Source organism: Arthrobacter sp. 18067 (assembly GCF_902706295.1).
Lineage (GTDB): Bacteria > Actinomycetota > Actinomycetes > Actinomycetales > Micrococcaceae > Arthrobacter.
The window spans coordinates 59,046-77,663 of the sequence record NZ_CACSJJ010000009.1; the positions used below are offsets into that span (position 1 = coordinate 59,046).

20 protein-coding genes are annotated in these 18,618 nt (G+C 62.2%); 8 read left to right on the forward strand and 12 right to left on the reverse strand.

What is annotated here, in order from left to right; translation table 11 throughout:
• Positions 1-89 precede the first annotated feature (89 nt).
• Positions 90-722: an O-methyltransferase gene (locus tag GVL04_RS10605; protein ID WP_090818104.1), complete on the forward strand. Its 633-nt coding sequence runs from the start codon at positions 90-92 to the stop codon at positions 720-722.
• 87 nt (positions 723-809) lie between these two features.
• Here the strand turns inward: GVL04_RS10605 and GVL04_RS10610 are convergent, their stop codons facing one another.
• From GVL04_RS10610 to GVL04_RS10625, 4 genes are all read right to left on the reverse strand, one after another.
• On the reverse strand, positions 810-977 hold the full coding sequence (locus GVL04_RS10610; protein WP_064721643.1) for a DUF3117 domain-containing protein: 168 nt from the start codon (positions 975-977) through the stop codon (positions 810-812).
• Between the two features lie 228 nt (positions 978-1,205).
• Entirely contained in the window at positions 1,206-2,423 is a 1,218-nt protein-coding gene (locus GVL04_RS10615) for a hypothetical protein (RefSeq protein WP_159704042.1), read from the reverse strand.
• A 74-nt stretch (positions 2,424-2,497) separates the two neighbouring features.
• Positions 2,498-2,830 (reverse strand): DivIVA domain-containing protein, encoded by a 333-nt coding sequence (locus GVL04_RS10620; protein WP_159703695.1) that lies wholly within the window; start codon positions 2,828-2,830, stop codon positions 2,498-2,500.
• A gap of 26 nt (positions 2,831-2,856) precedes the next feature.
• Positions 2,857-3,696: a TIGR00730 family Rossman fold protein gene (locus GVL04_RS10625; RefSeq protein WP_200846812.1), complete on the reverse strand. Its 840-nt coding sequence runs from the start codon at positions 3,694-3,696 to the stop codon at positions 2,857-2,859.
• Between the two features lie 163 nt (positions 3,697-3,859).
• Between GVL04_RS10625 and GVL04_RS10630 the strand changes: the two genes are divergently transcribed.
• From GVL04_RS10630 to GVL04_RS10645, 4 genes are all read left to right on the forward strand, one after another.
• Positions 3,860-4,615 (forward strand): amino acid ABC transporter ATP-binding protein, encoded by a 756-nt coding sequence (locus tag GVL04_RS10630; protein ID WP_062072913.1) that lies wholly within the window; start codon positions 3,860-3,862, stop codon positions 4,613-4,615.
• 75 nt (positions 4,616-4,690) lie between these two features.
• Entirely contained in the window at positions 4,691-5,566 is an 876-nt protein-coding gene (locus GVL04_RS10635; protein ID WP_159703699.1) for a glutamate ABC transporter substrate-binding protein, read from the forward strand.
• Positions 5,567-5,657: 91 nt separating this feature from the next.
• Positions 5,658-6,308 carry an amino acid ABC transporter permease gene (locus tag GVL04_RS10640; protein ID WP_089595689.1) on the forward strand — a complete coding sequence of 217 codons (651 nt, stop codon included), beginning with the start codon at positions 5,658-5,660 and terminating at the stop codon, positions 6,306-6,308.
• Positions 6,305-7,198: an amino acid ABC transporter permease gene (locus tag GVL04_RS10645; RefSeq protein WP_159703702.1), complete on the forward strand. Its 894-nt coding sequence runs from the start codon at positions 6,305-6,307 to the stop codon at positions 7,196-7,198. The genes GVL04_RS10640 and GVL04_RS10645 overlap by 4 nt, the downstream gene beginning before the upstream one ends.
• Before the next feature lie 70 nt (positions 7,199-7,268).
• Here the strand turns inward: GVL04_RS10645 and dapE are convergent, their stop codons facing one another.
• On the reverse strand, positions 7,269-8,393 hold the full coding sequence (dapE, locus tag GVL04_RS10650; RefSeq protein ID WP_159703705.1) for a succinyl-diaminopimelate desuccinylase: 1,125 nt from the start codon (positions 8,391-8,393) through the stop codon (positions 7,269-7,271).
• Positions 8,394-8,489: 96 nt separating this feature from the next.
• Between dapE and dapD the strand changes: the two genes are divergently transcribed.
• Both dapD and GVL04_RS10660 read left to right on the forward strand, forming a co-directional pair.
• Positions 8,490-9,515 (forward strand): 2,3,4,5-tetrahydropyridine-2,6-dicarboxylate N-succinyltransferase, encoded by a 1,026-nt coding sequence (dapD, locus tag GVL04_RS10655; protein ID WP_159703708.1) that lies wholly within the window; start codon positions 8,490-8,492, stop codon positions 9,513-9,515.
• Between the two features lie 13 nt (positions 9,516-9,528).
• Complete coding sequence (locus tag GVL04_RS10660; protein WP_159703711.1) at positions 9,529-10,371, forward strand: hypothetical protein; 843 nt, start codon at positions 9,529-9,531, stop codon at positions 10,369-10,371.
• Positions 10,372-10,391: 20 nt separating this feature from the next.
• On the opposite strand, the gene GVL04_RS10665 is transcribed toward GVL04_RS10660, so the two are convergent.
• Both GVL04_RS10665 and GVL04_RS10670 read right to left on the reverse strand, forming a co-directional pair.
• Complete coding sequence (locus tag GVL04_RS10665; RefSeq protein ID WP_159703714.1) at positions 10,392-11,003, reverse strand: hypothetical protein; 612 nt, start codon at positions 11,001-11,003, stop codon at positions 10,392-10,394.
• Positions 11,004-11,104: 101 nt separating this feature from the next.
• On the reverse strand, positions 11,105-11,728 hold the full coding sequence (locus GVL04_RS10670) for a TetR/AcrR family transcriptional regulator (RefSeq protein WP_159703717.1): 624 nt from the start codon (positions 11,726-11,728) through the stop codon (positions 11,105-11,107).
• 80 nt (positions 11,729-11,808) lie between these two features.
• On the opposite strand from GVL04_RS10670, the gene galE reads away from it, so the two are divergent.
• Positions 11,809-12,933, forward strand: coding sequence for a UDP-glucose 4-epimerase GalE (gene galE, locus GVL04_RS10675; RefSeq protein ID WP_235036244.1), 1,125 nt, complete (start codon positions 11,809-11,811; stop codon positions 12,931-12,933).
• On the opposite strand, the gene GVL04_RS10680 is transcribed toward galE, so the two are convergent.
• From GVL04_RS10680 to typA, 5 genes are all read right to left on the reverse strand, one after another.
• Positions 12,854-14,137, reverse strand: coding sequence for a citrate synthase (locus GVL04_RS10680; protein ID WP_159703741.1), 1,284 nt, complete (start codon positions 14,135-14,137; stop codon positions 12,854-12,856). The two genes, galE and GVL04_RS10680, sit on opposite strands and share 80 nt — an antisense overlap.
• Positions 14,138-14,369: 232 nt before the next feature.
• Positions 14,370-15,518 carry a succinyldiaminopimelate transaminase gene (dapC, locus tag GVL04_RS10685; RefSeq protein ID WP_159703744.1) on the reverse strand — a complete coding sequence of 383 codons (1,149 nt, stop codon included), beginning with the start codon at positions 15,516-15,518 and terminating at the stop codon, positions 14,370-14,372.
• A gap of 14 nt (positions 15,519-15,532) precedes the next feature.
• Positions 15,533-15,859 carry a ferredoxin gene (gene fdxA, locus GVL04_RS10690; RefSeq protein ID WP_024817464.1) on the reverse strand — a complete coding sequence of 109 codons (327 nt, stop codon included), beginning with the start codon at positions 15,857-15,859 and terminating at the stop codon, positions 15,533-15,535.
• Positions 15,860-16,177: 318 nt separating this feature from the next.
• Positions 16,178-16,594 (reverse strand): hypothetical protein, encoded by a 417-nt coding sequence (locus GVL04_RS10695; RefSeq protein ID WP_159703747.1) that lies wholly within the window; start codon positions 16,592-16,594, stop codon positions 16,178-16,180.
• 33 nt (positions 16,595-16,627) lie between these two features.
• Entirely contained in the window at positions 16,628-18,544 is a 1,917-nt protein-coding gene (gene typA, locus GVL04_RS10700; RefSeq protein ID WP_159703750.1) for a translational GTPase TypA, read from the reverse strand.
• Between the last annotated feature and the right edge of the window lie 74 nt (positions 18,545-18,618).

The window sequence follows — 18,618 nt, forward strand, 5'->3', positions numbered from 1 at the left end:
CTCCAGGGCGTCGCTCCAACAACTGGGATACGTGGGCTGACACAGTAGTCTGGTACAAACACCCCTACCCGCGGAAAGCGAAACCCTTCATGAGTGCCGACAAGTCAAGCAGCTGGTCCTATGCAGAAGATCTGCCTGCTGAGGATGACGTCTTGTTGCGCGCCCGGGAGAGGTCCTTCGAGCTGGGAGTCACGCCCATCAGCCCGGGTGTCGGGGCGGTCCTGACGGTCCTGGCTGCCGCTTCCAAGGCCCAGACCGTGGTCGAAGTCGGCTCGGGAGCTGGGGTGTCCGGTGTTTGCCTGCTGCGTGGCCTGAGCCCCCAGGCCGTCCTGACCACCATTGACGTTGACGTCGAACACCTCAAGGCCGCCAGGGAAGCCTTCCTGGAATCGGGCAGCCCTGCCAACCGTACGCGCACTATTTCCGGCCGCGCAGCTGACGTGCTGCCGCGCTTGACCGACTCCGCCTACGACCTCGTTTTCATCGACGCAGACAAGCCGAACTTCCCCAAGTACGTGGAACAGGCGATCCGCCTGCTCAAGTCCGGCGGAACGCTGGTCATCAACGATGCCCTGGACAAGGACCGTGTAGCCAACCCCGCTGCGCGCGACTCCACCACCGTGGTCCTGCGCCAGATTGGCAAGGCAATTCGCGACGACGAGCGGTTGGCTTCAGCCATGCTGCCCACCGGCGATGGCCTGCTGGTAGCGGTCAAGAAGTAACCTGCGGTCCTGGTCCGTACGGGACCAAACAATAACCGGCCTTAAACAAAAGCAGGGCCCGGCTCCCGCCGGGCCCTGCTTTTAAATCTATTCGGTCACACCTACGAGGCATTCCTTGAGGTTTTCCGCTTCGGCGGCATTGAGCTCGACTACAAGTCGTCCTCCGCCTTCGAGTGGCACACGCATGATCAGGCTGCGTCCCTCTTTGGTAACTTCCATAGGGCCGTCGCCAGTACGTGGTTTCATAGCCGCCATTAGGAAAATCCCCTCCATTTGTCCCAAGTCACGCCCAACCCGGCCGGGCTGGATCCGCGTCGCAATTGCAGCCGGCGGCACCGCTTGGGAGGCCGCCTTGGCCGGGCACTTTTTAGGTGCTTTGTCCTTGCTCGTAGTCCATTATCCCGTACTTACCCGTCCGTAGCGAATCAGCGGGCCATTTGTCCGGGCTTTGTACATATTGTGTTTCCCGGGCAAAGCTCCACGTCAGGGCGGATAGTCGCCACCGCCGGGCAACGGAGCCCATGCCCAAAGCCATACCACCCAGACGATTTGGAGGAGAACGAACAGGACCACCACGGTCCCCCGATAGGCTCTGGACCTGGACAGCAGCGCCGCACCCAAAGCCAGCGGGAAAAGCGGTAGCAGCATCCGGAAGGTGCTGGTCTGCGGATGCAGGAATACCAGCAGATAGCCCATATAACAGGCGCACCACAGCCGGAGTTCCGTTCCTATGGCCCTGACGGGCTTGGAGATCATCACCAGCACGAAAAGAGCGGTGAAGACGAAGGGGGCCAGCACTCCCAGCACGGGCCCGAACAACATCCGGCCAGTATCAAACCACGGTTTAAAGGGGACAAGATCATGTCCCCGCCATGCCGTTTCCGTGCGGGTGTAGGCCGCGGGGTCCCCTGTCACGGCCCAAGCGATGGCCGGCCACGCCAAGGCTCCAAGACCCGTCGCGAACACCAGGACGGCCAGTGACACCAAGCTGCGCGTCGAGCTCGGACCTTTTACAGTGCCGACTGCTGTCGTCCCACCAACTGTTTCCAGCGCCGATGCCGGCGGCCGCAACCGGCCCCATAACCGCCACAGGAACAGAAGCCCCAGCATGGCGGCAAACGGAACTCCGGTTGGCCTGGACAAACACATCAGGAGCACGACGGGAATGGCTGCAAGGTAGTGGCGCCTGACGACGAGCAACAGTGACGCCGCCAGCAGCAGCAGGTTCAAGGATTCGGCATACGGGACTTGCAGGATCGGGGACACCGGAAAAGTGGAAACGAAGACTACGCCCCACATCGCCGAGCGCCTGCCTGCGAACTCCCGGAAGAGCTTGTAGATGACTAATGCCGCACCCAGTCCGGCCAGCATCGCAATGGCCGTGAGGGCAGGCAATGCCCCGATCCCGGTGATTGCGGACACGCCGCGCGCCAGGAAGGGAAACAGCGCATAGAAGGCCCAGGCATTTTCCTTGACCACGCCGTTTGCATCCACGGGCAGTACCGAGGGATAGCCCTTGTCTGCGGCTTCCTGGTACCAGCGTCCGTCCCAGATCGTAATGAAGTTCCAGTAGTCCGGCGCGGGCGGGAACCAGGGGTTGGTTCCCTGGTGAATGGCCGCGGCCATGAAGATACAGGCGCTGACCACCCTGGCCGCCACGAAGACCAAGGAAACCTGCAGCCACCACGGCCACGCGCCCATCCGAGCCACTGCGGCTGAGACCGCATGCGAGACCCGGGATGTCGCGCCTTCGGTCTGGGCGGGAGCCTCCGGGCTCACGGTTTGTTCCGCGTGGTTTCGCCATCCTCCAGCCGCGGCTGTGCCAGTGCATTGAGTCTTTCGATCTCACGGTCCTTGGCCAGCAGCTGGTCCCGAAGGTCATCAAGGACCTGGTCAACCTGGTCCATCCGGTATCCCCTGAGCCCCAGCGCGAAACGCAGGGAATCGATATCGGAGGGCTTTGCCTGGGACGGCAGCACCACGGGGGGCAGGTTTGGTACGGGGTCGTCGAGGCCCGCTCCAATCGAGCGCCCCCGGACCATCCCGGCTCCGAGGTACAGCGCAGCGCCGAGAAGGACAATCGCGAGGAACACCAGGAAAAAGCTCACAGGTCCATCGTGCCAGAAACGAGGGCCTATTCCGGGCGCTGGTTTCCGTTGGGTGTGGGAGGAAGGGGCGCCCCGTGCAAAACGCGGTGCACGGCATCGGCGGGGTCGTCCACCAACTGGATCAGGTCAAGGTCCTTTTCAGACACCATTCCCTCTGCCACCAGTGTTTCCCTTATCCACTCGAGCATCGGGCCCCAGAACCGCACGCCCAGAAGGACGATGGGGAACGACGTCACCTTGCGGGTCTGAACCAGCACCATTGCCTCAAAGAGTTCGTCCAGCGTTCCCAGCCCGCCGGGAAGGACCACAAACCCCTGGGCGTATTTGACGAACATGGTCTTGCGGGCGAAGAAGTACCGGAAATTGATGCCCAGGTCCACCCATTGGTTGAGGCCCTGCTCGAACGGCAGTTCAATCCCGAGGCCCACGGAGACTCCGTTGCCTTCCACGGCACCTTTGTTTGCCGCTTCCATCGAACCAGGCCCGCCGCCGGTGATCACCGCGACACCCGCTTCGGCAAGTTTGCGCCCAACATCCACGGCCATCTCGTAGTACTCGGTTCCCGGCTTTGTACGTGCGGATCCGAACACGCTGACAGCCGGGCCCAGGTCTGCAAGGGCACCGAAGCCCTCCACGAATTCGCTCTGAATCCTCAGGACACGCCACGGATCGGTGTGAATGAACTGTCCGGCACCACTGGTATCCAGCAAATGCTGGTCAGACATTCCGGTATCAGCTTGTTTGCGCCGAAGCTCCAAGGAGCCCTTGTGCTTGGCCGGGGCAATGTCCGAAGGCAGGGGCACACGGGCTGCCTTGACGTGGCCGTTGGCATCGGGGTGGGGTACTGGGTGCTGGCTGATGCTCATTGCCCAAGGCTAGCGCCTATGGGCGCTTGCTCCGTCGCCGCGACCCGGTTCTTGCATTGCAGTCTGGTATATCGCTGGGGAGCAGGTTTCTGTTCAGTCACGATCTTCAGGAAGTTGCCGTGACCGTGGTCATATTTGCTTCTTTGTTCGCTAGATTCGTCGTATGACTACTCAAGCGTCCGGCGATGCCCTCGTCTCCCTGAATGGCGTCAACAAGCACTACGGTCAATTGCACGTCCTCAAGGACATTAACCTTCAGGTCAAGAAGGGTGAAGTGGTGGTGGTCATCGGGCCTTCCGGCTCCGGTAAGTCCACTCTGTGCCGTGCGATCAACCGTTTGGAAACGATCGACGACGGCGATATCGCCATCGACGGGAAGAAGCTTCCCGAGGAAGGCAAGGACCTCGCGCACCTGCGTGCCGACGTCGGAATGGTCTTCCAGTCCTTCAACCTGTTCGCCCACAAGACGATTCTTGAGAACGTCACCTTGGGCCCCATCAAGGTAAAGAAGGTGGCCAAGGGCACCGCAGACAAGGAAGCCATGGCTCTCCTTGAACGCGTAGGCGTCGGGCACCAGGCCCCTAAGCTTCCCGCCCAGCTCTCCGGTGGCCAGCAGCAGCGTGTGGCTATCGCTCGAGCACTGGCCATGAAGCCCAAGGTGATGCTTTTCGACGAGCCTACGTCTGCGTTGGACCCCGAGATGATCAACGAAGTCCTGGACGTCATGATCCAACTGGCCAAGGAAGGCATGACCATGATCGTAGTCACCCACGAGATGGGCTTTGCCCGCAAGGCTGCTGACCGTGTGGTGTTCATGGCTGACGGCCAGATCGTGGAAGACGCAACTCCCGAGGAATTCTTCACCAACCCGAAGAGCACCCGCGCCAAGGACTTCTTGTCCAAGCTTTTGACCCACTAGCTCCTTACCGCCCGTAGCCCAGGCCGTAAAGACCTCACCCAGGCCGTACGACGGCCAACCTAAGAAAGGAATGTCATGAAGGCTTTCATTACCCGGAGGAAGTCGCTGCTGGTGGCCGCTTCTGCCGTGCTCGCCCTCTCGCTGAGCGCATGTGGCGGCAGCAGCACCACCTCCACCCCTGTTGCCTCGGCGAGCTTCGAAGCCGGCACAACGATGGAGAAGCTGAACAAAGCGCAGAAAATCACCATCGGTACCAAGTTTGACCAGCCGCTGTTCGGCCAGAAGGGCCTGGACGGCAAGCCTGTCGGTTTCGACGTCGAAATGGGCAAGGCGATCGCCGCCAAGCTGGGTATTCCTGCCGACAAGATCGAATGGGTAGAGACCGTCTCCCAGAACCGCGAGTCGTTCATCGAGCAGGGTCGCGTTGACCTCGTCATCGCCACCTACACCATCAACGACGCCCGCAAGGAGAAGGTTGCCTTCGCCGGACCGTACTACGAAGCCGGCCAGGCGCTGCTGGTGAACAAGGACGATACTTCCATCACCAAGCCTGAGGACGTCAAGGGCAAGAAGGTCTGCTCCGTGACGGGTTCCACCCCGGCAAAGACCATCGCCGAGAAGTACGGCGCAGAGGTTGTTCCGGCCGCCACCTACACCGCTTGCTTGGAGCCCTTGCGCAACAAGCAGGTAGTTGCAGTGACCACGGATAACGTGATCCTCGCCGGCTACGTGGACAAGGAACCGGACGCCTTCAAGCTCGCCTCTGACGAGACCTTCACCAAGGAGCCCTACGGCATCGGCCTGAAGAAGGACGACACCGTCTTCCGCAACTGGATCAACGACCAGCTCGAAGCATTCCAGAAGGACGGCGAGTACAAGAAGGCTTGGGAAGCCACTGCAGGCAAGGTCATCAAGACCACTCCTGAACTTCCTGCTGTCAACCGCTACTAGTCGGGATCCGTTGACTGCCGCCGCCCCCCGGGCGGCGGCAGTTCACGACTCCAGGACCCTGTTCCCTGATTAGCTGCAGCCAAAGGAAGCCATGGACGCCGTCATAGCAAGCCTCCCCGAGTACTGGGACGGATTTCTCCGAACCCTTTATCTCTCCGTAATTTCAGGAATCATTGCCCTCCTTGTCGGCACACTCCTGGCGGCCATGAGGGTTTCCCCCGTGGCTGCACTCCGCGGGTTCAGCATGTTCTATGTTGAAGTCGCACGTAACACCCCGTTGACCATCATTTTCTTCTTCGCAGCCATCGTTCTCCCCCGGCTGGGCGTCAAATTCGAACAATTCGAAGTCGCCGCCATCATCGCGCTGAGCAGCTACACGGCAGCCTTCATCGCCGAAGCAGTCCGTTCCGGTGTCAACAGCGTGCCGGTGGGCCAAGCAGAAGCTGCCCGGAGTATCGGCATGACCTTCACCCAGGTCCTGGGTTTCATTGTGCTTCCCCAGGCCGTCCGTACCGTCATACCTCCGTTGATCAACATCTTGATCGCCTTGGTCAAGAACTCTTCGGTGGCGGGCGCGTTCTTCGTCCTCGAGCTTTTTGGCTACGGCCGCCAGCTCTCCAACGACTACGGTGACCAAGTCCTCTGGATCCTGCTCGGGGTGGCCTTCTTCTACCTCCTGATCACGGTACCTCTGGGCCTACTGGCGCACTTTGTTGAACGAAAGGTGGCGATTGCCCGATGACCTCGGTCCTGTACGACGTCCCCGGGCCCAAAGCCCGCCTTTACTCGCTCCTGGGATCCGCAGCCGGAATCCTGATCATTCTCGGTGTCCTTGCCATTGCCGTCACAACACTGGCTCAGCAGGGCATCTTCGACGCGGACCGCTGGGAGATCTTCTACGGCCCATTGGCCCCGGATGTCTGGAGCTTGATCGGCCAAGGCATCCTCTCCACGCTGGCCGCAGCTGCAGTCGCAGCAGTCATTGCCTTCCCCTTGGGAATTGGGCTCTGCCTGCTGAGAATCTCCCTGATCGCCTGGATCCGTATTCCAACCCAGGTGGTCCTCGAGTTCCTCCGCGGCATGCCCGTGGTCCTCATGATGTTGTTCGTCCTGCTGGTTTTCGCAACCGGTCAGTTCCAGGCTGTGGTGGTGGGCCTGACGCTCTACAACGCCGCCATCTTTGCCGAAATCCTCCGTGCAGGCATCCAGTCGCTGCCGAAGGGACAACGTGAAGCCGGCCTGGCCATTGGCCTGCGGAGCTTCCAGTCGCGGATGTCCATCGAATTCCCCCAGGCCGTCCGCCGGATGCTGCCTTCGTTGGTCGCCCAGCTGGTGGTCCTGCTCAAGGACACCTCGCTTGGTTACATCGTGGGCTATGAGGAACTCCTGCGGAAAATCCAGATCATGGCAGACTTCCTGGGCCCGGACTTCCTGTTCCCGGCATTCTTCGTGGGCGCTGCGATCTACATCCTGATCAACCTGACCGTTTCACGGATTGCGATCCTGATCGAGCGCCGTGGTTCCAAGAAGGCAGCGGGTGGCGTGGCTCCCCCCAGTCTCCGGACAGGTCTCGTGGTGGGTGGTAACGATCCCGTCGCCAAGGACTCCGTTGAGGGTCCGGATAAGAAGTAGCAATTCCTGCACAAACAAAAGAAGGTCCGCAGCCGCCAAGGCTGCGGACCTTCTTTGTCAGCAGTACGTCTTAGCCAGCCAGCCAGGTCCGCAGTGCGCGGAGGCACTCACGGATGGCATCGGCGTCGACGTGTTCGTTGTCCTTGTGAGCCAGCAGCGGGTCGCCTGGACCGAAGTTCACTGCAGGGATGCCAAGTTCACTGAAACGCGCGACGTCGGTCCATCCGTACTTGGGCTTGGGCTCGGCACCGACGGCGGCCACGAAGGACGCGGCGGCGGGGTGGTTGAGTCCCGGGCGGGCGCCGGCGGCAGCGTCGGTGCGAACGACGTCGAATCCTTCCAGCAGTTCACGGACGTGGGCTTCCGCCTGGTCCGGTGTCTTGTCCGGGGCGAAGCGGTAGTTGATCTCCACCACGCAGCGATCCGGAATGACGTTTCCCGCAGTGCCGCCGTTGATCTTTACGGCATTGAGGCTTTCGCGGTAATCAAGGCCGTCCACATTGATGGTCCGGGGTTCGTACGCTGCGAGTCGGGCGAGGATGGGCGCCGCAGCATGGATGGCGTTGCTGCCCATCCATGCACGCGCGGAGTGGGCCGTCTCGCCGATGGTGGTGGCTTCGAAGCGGCTCGTGCCGTTGCACCCACCCTCCACTGTGCCGTGCGTGGGTTCCAGGAGGATTGCAAAATCGCCATCCAGCAAGTTACCGTGATTGCGCACCAACCTGCCGAGGCCGCTCTTCACGGCCTCCACTTCCTCGTGGTCGTAGAAGACGAAGGTGACATCCTTGTCCGGCTGCCTACCGTCGTCGAACAGTGTTGCCGCCAGCGCCAACTGCACCGCGACGCCGCCCTTCATATCCGTGGTCCCGCGGCCGTAGAGCACACCTTCGCCGGGAACGCCCGACTCCCACGTGGCGGGCACTGTGCCCAACGATCCGTCAACTGTGGGCAGGGGAACAGTATCCAGGTGCCCGGCGAGGATGACGCGTTCAGCGCGGCCGAGTTCGGTTCGCGCAATGATGGCGTCACCGTCCCGGACCACCGTGTAGGCGGGGATGGCACGCAATGCGGTCTCGACGGCGTCAGCCAGTTCGGTCTCGTTTCCGGAGACACTGTTGAAGTCAATGATCGCGGCCGTCAGCAAGGCAACGTCCTGGCGCAGGTCAAGGAGGGCGGGAGCAGGGTTCAAGGTCACCCGTCCAGCCTAATCCCCGGAAACAACCCAAAATGCGACCTCCATGGCATGAGACAGGTTTTAACCGACCTCTGCCTGCTGGATAGACTTGGGCCCATGACTGAAACTGCTTCCTCTGCTGTGCCCGCAAACGCGCCCGCCAACGACCGTTCGGCCTACGGATTCGGCCTCGCCACCATCGCCACCTCGGCCTCCGGGGAAGCAACCGTGCTGGACGTCTGGTTCCCCGCACCCGCGCTCGGCGTTGCCGCCGAGACCTTGCGTGACGTCGACAACGCCGATCCCGCACTCACTGCACTTGCCGATGAGGGCAAGGATGCCGATCGCGGCACCGAGCAAAAAGTGGTCTTCGCGCAGATCGACCTCGACGCCGCACCGGCAGACACTGCCGATGCCTACCTGCGCCTGCACCTGCTTTCCCACCGCTTGGTCAAGCCGAACAGCATCAACCTCGATGGCGTCTTCGGCAAGCTGCCCAACGTTGTGTGGACCAACTTCGGTCCGGCTGCCGTGGATGGCTTCGAGCTGACCCGCGCCCGCTTGCGCAAGCGCGGCAACGTGGTGGTCTACGGCGTGGACAAGTTCCCGCGCATGGTTGACTACGTTGTCCCCACCGGCGTGCGGATTGCCGACGCCGACCGCGTCCGTCTGGGTGCGCACCTCGCCGAGGGCACCACCGTGATGCACGAGGGCTTCGTGAACTTCAACGCAGGCACGCTGGGCACCTCCATGGTGGAAGGCCGCATCTCGGCTGGCGTCGTTGCCGGCGATGGCACCGACGTTGGCGGTGGCGCGTCCATCATGGGCACACTCTCCGGCGGCGGCAAGGAAAAGATCGCACTGGGTGAGCGCGTGCTGCTCGGAGCCAACTCCGGCGTCGGCATCAGCATCGGCGACGACTCCGTAGTGGAGGCCGGCCTGTACGTCACCGCCGGTACCCGCGTGCGCGTCCCAGGTCCCAAGGACGAAAACGGCGAGGACACCAGCAAGATCATCAAGGCCGTGGAACTCTCCGGCGTTCCCAACCTGCTCTTCCGTCGAAACTCCACCACCGGCGGCGTGGAAGTCCTTCCCCGCAAGGGCCAGACGGTAGAGCTCAACGAGGCCCTTCACGCCAACTAGCAGGAGGACCTTCGTGCGCCGGTTCCGCCGCGCCATGGTTGCGGTGCTGGCCTTGGCCCTCGTAGCAGGTGCCATCTACGCGATCGTTGCTGTGCTGCAGCGCTCCGAGACCTTGGTCACGGAGCGCTGCGTCGCCGTCGTGGGTTCAGACAGTCATGAGCTGGCCACGGACCAAACCGCGAACGCTTCGCTGATCTCCGCTATCTCTGTCAAACGTGGGCTGCCGCCCCGGGCGGCGAGCATAGCCCTTGCCACGGCCATGCAGGAATCCCGGCTCCGGAACATCAACTATGGCGATGAAGCGGGCCCAGACTCCCGTGGCCTGTTCCAGCAGAGGCCATCACAAGGCTGGGGTACAGAGGCCCAAGTCATGGACCCCGTCTATGCAACGAACGCGTTCTACGACGGCCTGGTCAAAGTGCCCGGCTTTGAGACCATGGAAATCACCCAGGCAGCCCAAGCTGTCCAACGGTCGGCCTTCCCTCGCGCCTACGCCCAGCACGAGGGCATGGGCCGCGCTTTCGCGTCGGCCCTGACGGGGCATTCTGAATCATCGCTGGACTGCGAATTGCGCATGCCCGACGCAGCAGGTGACCCCGCCGCCGTCGTGGATGAAATCACGACGGCGTTCGGCACCCAGGCGGCCACGGTACAGGGCCGTACGGTCCACCTGGACATCACCGGCACGCAGGCGTGGGCAGTGGCCCACTGGGCCGTGGCGAATGCCAAGTCCTTGTCCATCACGCAGGTGGACGTGGGCGGACAGACGTGGAACCGCGAGAAGCGGAATGGTTGGCAGGCCTCGGCCGCGCCTTCGGAAACGGTCACCGTAACGGTGTCGGCGCCCACCACCTAAACGATGCTGTCCATAGGGGGTCAGGCGAGGATCTCCACCACCGGCTGGACGTAGCTACGGAACACATCGGGCTCTGACAGCAGCCTGTGGCTCATGATCATGGTGCTGGGCTCCAAGTACCACGCGCGGGGTTCATTGAGTGGTAATTCAATGATCGTGAGGTCGAAGTCGCGGGAGCTGCGGCCGACTTCCAGGAGCCGGTCCTCCACCATTTCGTTCAACACATGCGTCACGCCGTTGGCTTCCCGTGCTGCTTCCAGGGCGGCATACTCATCAATCCGGTCCGTGGCCCACCCCAAGGCGGAGCCAAAGTGGGCCTGCAAGACCCGTTGGAGGGCAGGGGAATTGCCGAACGCCTTGAAGCTTGGTGGTGAAAGCTCATGAGCCGGCTTGGGATATGACCTCACCAGCTTCTCCCACCAAGCCTCCCATTCAGTCTTGAGAGCCTGGACGCCGCCTACGTCAGAGGTGAGGTGGGTGTGGTCCGCATGCCGGATTTTGGGTGCTGCGTGGGACAGGCTCGGTTTTCCGGCACCGTCCAGGCCAGCTACATCGCGCAAGTACAGAGCGATGAGCATCGGCCCGGACGTGTCCATGGTGATGCGCCATCCCGGGCCGCCTGACTCATGCATCCGAATTCCTCCCTTGGCAGGTTCCCGACAAGTCCCAGTCTATTCCCGTTGAGTCTGGACGGTAGTGGCAGGGCGGCACTGCTTGAGGGAGACACCCCGTCCTAGTGCGCCGGCACTGCACCCAGGGATCGCAGGTGCGCGGTGAGGACATCGCTGCACATTTCGGCCGTCATCCACTCCGGCTGCAGCAGTGCATGCATGCACAAGCCATCCATGGTGGCCAGGAGCCGCTCTGCTTCGGTGACGAGGGTTTGCTGGACGTCCGCTCCCCCGGGGCTCAGGAGCATGATCAAACGCCCGACGACGGCCGCTACAGTGCGGTGGCTGCGCTCCGCTTCGGCTGCCAGGACGGGTTTGATCCGGGCGGCGTGCCGGAAAGCCATCCACACGCAGGCATCCACTGCGAGTTCCTCGTCCAACGGCAGGAACTGTCCGAGCAGGTTAAGGACAGCGGCGTGCTGTTCCGGGCTGCCACCCGCCTCGTCCCCGACTGCTGTCAGCGCTGATTCAAGTCGTCCCGCAATACGGTCGATCACTGCGCCAAAGGAGAAAACCAGAAGGTCGTCGCTGCTGGCAAAGTAGTGCCGAACGGAGCCCACGGCCAGTCCTGCCTCGTCCGCTACTTCCCTGAGGGAGGCCCGTTCCAAGCCATCGCTGGCAATGATCCGGAATACAGCTTGGACAACGTCAAGGCGCCGGGCTTCGGCATCAACAATTTTAGGCACCAATAGTTTTTAGCACGAACGTGCTTCAACACCGCTCAACACAGAGCGGCGTGGCTCCGATTTCCGATACCGTAGGAACCATGAAAATTCTTGTCACGGGTGGCACCGGCTACATCGGTTCCCACACCGTTTTGTCCCTTCAGGAAGCCGGCCACGACGTCGTCGTGCTTGATAACCTCGTAAACTCCAGCGAGGAATCCCTCCGCAGGGTCTCGGAGCTCACCGGCAAGACGGCCGCCTTCCACCAGGTGGACCTGGTAGACGAGCCTGCAGTCGAGGCCGTGTTCGACCAGCACCAGATCGACGCCGTGATCCACTTCGCCGGGTTGAAGGCTGTAGGCGAGTCCGTTCAGGAACCCCTGGCTTACTACTACAACAACATCGTGGGCACCCTGAACCTGCTCCGGGCCATGGACAAGCACAATGTGCGCTCCATCGTTTTCAGCTCTTCTGCCACGGTGTACGGCGAGCACAACCCGATCCCCTACATCGAGAAGATGGAAATCGGCGCAAACAACCCGTACGGCCGCACCAAGGAACAGATCGAGGACATCCTCTCGGACTTGGGCAACGCGGACGACCGCTGGCATATCGCACTGCTGCGCTACTTCAACCCGGTGGGCGCCCACCCGTCAGGCCGCATCGGCGAGGACCCCCAGGGCATCCCCAACAACCTGGTGCCGTTCATCGCCCAGGTTGCTGTAGGCCGGCGCGATAAGCTCATGGTCTTCGGTGGCGACTACGACACCCCCGATGGCACCGCGCAGCGCGACTACATCCACGTGGTGGACCTGGCGGATGGCCACGTAGCAGCCCTGAACTACATTGCCGAGCGTGCCGGCGTACGCCGCTGGAACCTGGGCTCCGGCCGCTGTTCCTCAGTGTTGGAAGTCCTGCGATCCTTCGAGAAGGCCGTCGGTCAGCCGATTCCTTACGAAATCACGGGCCGTCGCGCCGGCGACCTCCCCGCGTTCTGGGCCGACGCTTCCTCAGCCTTGGCCGACCTTGGTTGGTCCACCACCAAGACCGTGGACCAAATGTGCGAGGACCACTGGCGCTGGCAGAAAAACAACCCCTTCGGGTACAACGCTGCTGAGCCGGCCGCCGTCGTTATAAGGCCTGGTATTAGTTGGCCGGGTAGTTGCGCTCCGGCTCCCCTGTGTAGAGCTGCCGCGGGCGGCCGATCTTGGTCTGGGGGTCGTTGATCATTTCGCGCCACTGGGCAATCCAGCCCGGGAGGCGTCCGATGGCGAACAGCACGGTGAACATCTTCTCGGGGAAGCCCATGGCCTTGTAGATAAGGCCAGTGTAGAAGTCGACGTTCGGGTACAGCTTGCGCTGGATGAAGTAGTCGTCAGCCAGGGCCTTCTCTTCCAGGCGCATCGCGATATCCAGCAGTTCGTCGTTGCCGCCGAGCTTGCCGAGAACTTCGTGTGCCGTTGCCTTGATGATCTTGGCGCGGGGATCGTAGTTCTTGTACACGCGGTGTCCGAAGCCCATAAGGCGGACGCCGTCTTCCTTGTTCTTGACCTTCTCCATGTAATCTTCGGGCTTGATGCCGTCGGCCTGGATCTGGCGGAGCATCTTCAGAACGGCCTCGTTGGCGCCACCGTGGGCGGGTCCGAAGAGAGCGTTGATGCCGGCTGACACCGAGGCGAAGAGGTTCGCGTTGGACGAACCGACCAAGCGCACTGTGGATGTGGAACAGTTTTGCTCGTGGTCTGCGTGCAGGATGAGCAGGAGGTCCAGTGCCTTGACGACTACCGGGTCCATTTCGTACTGCTCAGCCGGGAGGCCGAAGCTCAGGCGCAGGAAGTTCTCCACCAGGTTCATGGAGTTATCCGGGTAGAGCATCGGCTGGCCGATGGACTTCTTGTGGGCGTAAGCGGCGATGACGGGCAGCTTGGCCATGAGGCGGATGGTGGAAACTTCCACGTGCTCCGCATTGAACGGATCCAGCGAGTCCTGGTAGAACGTGGACAACGCCGAAACAGCCGAGGACAGCACCGGCATGGGGTGCGCGTCACGCGGGAAGCCGCCGAAGAAGCCCTTGAGCTCTTCGTGCAGGAGCGTGTGGCGGCGGATCTTTTGGTCAAACTCTTCCAACTCTGTGGGAGAGGGGAGGTTGCCGTAGATCAGCAGGTAGGAAACTTCGAGGAAGCTCGAGTGCTGCGCGAGCTGCTCAATCGGGTAGCCGCGGTAACGCAGAATGCCCGCGTCGCCATCGATGTAGGTAATGGCCGAGGTGGTGGCCGCTGTGTTCATGAAGCCGGGGTCATAGGCAACGGCGCCCGTCTGCTTCAGCAGCTTGGAAACGTCGTAGCCTTCGTTTCCTTCTACAACCTGGATGCGCGGCAGTTCGAGTTCGCCGCCGGCATGGCGCAGTGTTGCGCTGGTGGTCTCAGTCATGGAGTCCCCTTCATGAGGCCTTTGGGCCTCTATCGAACGCTTGTCCAACCAACTTCTGGTGCCGCCGCCTTCGGCCCTACTGTTGCAGGGCTCCAACGGCCGAAGTGCTTTCTTAGTGAAGGCCACCATTGATAGTCAGTTAAAAAGCTACCGCCAGTAACCCTACGGAACTAATCCGTGCCGTCCGGTTACTGGCGGAATGACGCTGTTAGTGGTGCAAGTCACAGCATTGTTATGCGTTGGCCTGAAGTCGGTCCACAGCCGCATCAATTCGTTCATCGCTGCCCGTGAGCGCGACACGGATAAAGCCATTGCCGGCTTCGCCATAGAAAACACCCGGGCCTACCACGATGCCAAGCTCAGCGAAACGCGCCACCGTGTCCCAGGTGGCCTCGCCGGCAGTCGACCACAGATATAGCCCTGCCTTGGATTCGTGGATCTGCAATCCGAACTTTTCCAGCGCAGGAACGATTTTCCCGCGCCTCCCGCGGTACAGATCTTTTTGGGCGAGGACATGGCTTACATCCCCCAAGGCAACGCGCATCGCTTCCTGCACGGGGAAGGGCACGATCATGCCCGCATGCTTACGGCTGTTGACCAGATTGGCCATGATCGCAGAATCGCCTGCCACGAAAGAGGCGCGGTAACCGGCCAGGTTGGACTGCTTGCTGAGTGAGTACACGCACAGCAGCCCGTCTGTGGACCCACCGGTAACGCGGGGATCCAGAACGCTGGGCACAGTTTCTCCCCCGCGCTGGGCGTCCCATTCGCCCCAGCCGAGCTCGGCATAGCATTCATCCGAAGCCACCACGGCGCCCAGCTCGCGGGCCTGGCCCACGATTCGGCGGAGCGACTCGACGTCGCGGACGCTGCCAGTGGGATTGCCCGGCGAGTTGATCCAGATCAAACGAACCTTCGCACGGGTGGCAGTATCCAGTTCATCCAGATCATCCGCAGCAACCGCCGTGGCGCCCGCAAGTGAGGCGCCAATATCGTACGTCGGGTAGGCAACGGTAGGCCGGACAACAACATCGCCGGCGCTCAGACCGAGCAGGAACGGCAGCCAGGCCACAAGCTCCTTGGAACCCACGGTCGGCATGACGTCCTTGGGGTCCAGGCCCGGGACGCCGCGGCGGCTGGCGAACCAATCCACCACGGCCTGCCGCAGGGCTTCTGTGCCATGAACCGTGGGATAGCCATGGGCATCCGCAGCAGCCGCGAGGGCATCACGGATCAGTCCCGGCGTGGGATCCACTGGCGTTCCAATGGAAAGATTCACTGCACCGCCGGGGTGTTTGGCGGCCGTGGCGACATACGGTGCCATGGCCTCCCACGGGTAGTCAGGCAGGTTCAGGCCGAAAGCCGGTGCCGCAGAAATCAAAGCAGGTACCGCCCTTAGTGGTCTTGGTTCTGCGGGGGCAGTGCCGAGATGAACGGGTGATCCTTGCCCGTGTTGCCGATCTTGGCAGCTCCACCCGGAGAGCCGAGGTCGTCGAAGAATTCGACGTTGGCCTTGTAGTAGTCGGCCCACTCTTCCGGGGTGTCATCCTCGTAGTAAATGGCCTCAACCGGGCACACGGGTTCACAGGCACCACAGTCGACACATTCATCGGGGTGGATGTAGAGGGAACGCTCACCTTCGTAAATGCAGTCGACAGGGCACTCTTCAATACATGCCTTGTCCTTGACATCCACACACGGCTGCGCGATTACGTACGTCACGTCCCAGACCTCTCCACGGTTTGTCCCGGCGATGCCGGGGTAATACGGCCGGCATCATGCCGGGCACTCAAGTTCCGAGCCTATTATCCAACAGTGCTCTGACGCGAACCTAGCCCGCGTCTTAGTATGAAACGGTGACTCCCCCGCATTTGCCGCCCCGACAGTTCCTCCTCGATGCAGAACCAGGCATCAGAGTGGTTGTCCGGTACAGGATCGACGACGGCCTAACTGACGCTTTGGGCTACCTGCTGGACACCAGCGAAAACAGTTGCACGGTACGGACCCGCACGTCCGACGTCGAAATTCCCCTGGCGAAGGTCATCGCGGCAAAAGAGGTTCCACCGCCACCGCCGCGGCGGCAGGCCGTCCGGCGCGAAGGCGGCTCGCCACCACCAGCATGACAAGGGTGACCGCGGCGATGCCAAAGACCCACACATTGCCTACGGCGTCACCGAGGACCAGCTGTTTGGCCTGTCCCGCGGATGACAGGACGCCGACGGCGGCATAACTCACCACGCCGGCTACCGCCGTCGGGACTATCGAGCGCGACCAGGCGGCGAGCCACAGTTGCACCGACGCCAGCAAAACGAGTGCTGCGACGACGCCCCAAGGAACCTCGACGCCAGCCACCGGCCCTGCTTGGCGGTGTAGGGCCGTACCTGCTGCGGCAACGAAAAGAGCCGCCAGTACGGCCGCAGCAATGCCACGAACCGTACCAGCGGCTCCTCTCTTCATTCAGCTGTTCCCGACTGTTTCAGTCAGCGCAGGCTAGGACTTGGCGCGGGCGCGGTTGGCCTTGGCGCGCTCGTTGGAGTCCAGGATGAGCTTGCGGATACGGATATCCTCCGGCGTCACCTCGACGCACTCGTCTTCGCGGGCGAATTCGAGGGACTCTTCGAGGGTGAGATCGCGCGGCGGCGTCAGGTTCTCGAAGGAGTCGGAGGAAGCTGCACGCATGTTGGTGAGCTTCTTTTCCTTCGTGATGTTCACGTCCATGTCGTCTGCGCGGGAGTTCTCGCCCACGATCATGCCCTCGTAAACCTCGGAGGTGGGCTTCACGAAGAAGGAACCGCGCTCCTGGAGGTTGATCATGGCGAACGGCGTCACAACGCCGGCGCGGTCAGCGATCATCGAACCGTTGGTGCGGTATTCGATCGGACCGGCCCACGGCTCGTAGCCCTCGGAAATGGAAGCCGCGATTCCGGCGCCGCGGGTGTCCGTGAGGAACTTGGTGCGGAACCCGATCAGGCCACGGGCCGGAACGATGAACTCCATGCGGCACCAGCCGGTGCCGTGGTTGGCCATGTTGGTCATGCGGCCCTTGCGGGCAGCCATGAGCTGGGTGACGGAGCCGAGGTACTCTTCCGGCACGTCGATGGTCATGTGTTCCATCGGCTCATGGATCTTGCCGTCGATGGTCTTGGTGACAACCTGCGGCTTGCCCACGGTCAGCTCGAAGCCTTCGCGACGCATCTGCTCAACCAGGATGGCCAGCGCGAGCTCGCCACGGCCCTGGACTTCCCAGGCGTCGGGACGCTCGGTGGGGAGCACCTTGATGGAGACGTTACCGATCAGTTCCTTGTCCAGGCGGTCCTTCACCTGGCGGGCCGTGACCTTGGCGCCCTTGACCTTGCCGGCCAGCGGCGAGGTGTTGATACCGATGGTCATGGAGATCGCGGGATCGTCCACGGTGATCAGCGGCAACGGCTGCGGGTTCTCGGCATCCGTGAGGGTTTCACCAATGGTGATTTCCTCGATACCTGCCACTGCGACGATCTCGCCGGGACCTGCGGATTCGGCAGGAACGCGGGTCAGTGCCTTGGTGGCAAGCAGTTCGGTGATCTTGACGTTCTTGAGCTCACCGTTGGCGCGGGCCCAGGCAACGGTCTGGCCCTTGCGGAGCGTGCCGTTGTAGATGCGGAGCAAGGCGAGGCGGCCAAGGAACGGCGATGCGTCCAAGTTGGTCACGTGTGCCTGCAGCACGCCGTCCGGGTTGTACGTCGGAGCCGGGATGTGCTCGATGATGGTCTTGAAGAGGGGCTCAAGGTCCTCGTTCTCCGGGGCTGAGCCGTTGGCCGGCTGCTCCAGGGACGCGCGGCCAACCTTGGCGGCGGCGTAGACGACGGGAACTTCGAGGACCTTGTCCAGGTCCAGGTCCGGAACTTCGTCGGCAAGGTCCGAAGCGAGGCCGAGGAGCAAGTCCATGGACTCGTGGACGACCTCGTCGATGCGGGCGTCGGGACGGTCGGTCTTGTTGACCAGGAGGATGACCGGCAGGTGCGCGGCAAGGGCCTTGCGGAGCACGAAGCGGGTCTGGGGCAGGGGGCCCTCGGAGGAGTCGACCAGCAGGACGACGCCGTCAACCATGGACAGACCGCGCTCGACCTCGCCACCGAAGTCGGCGTGGCCGGGGGTGTCGATGACGTTGATGGTGATGGTCTCGCCGTTGGACGACGGGCCGTTGTAGGCAACCGTGGTGTTCTTCGCGAGGATGGTGATGCCCTTTTCGCGCTCCAGGTCACCGGAGTCCATGACACGGTCCTCAACCTCACCATGGGAAGCGAAGGAGTTGGTCTGCTTGAGCATGGCGTCGACCAGGGTGGTCTTACCGTGGTCAACGTGTGCGACGATCGCGACGTTGCGCAGATCGCTCCGCGACGCAGTGTTGGTGATGGTTTCAGACATGCGTTAATGACTCGTTTCAGTGGTGAAGTCAGCTGTTTGTATCCGCGCGCATACCTGATCGACTTGATCGGAAC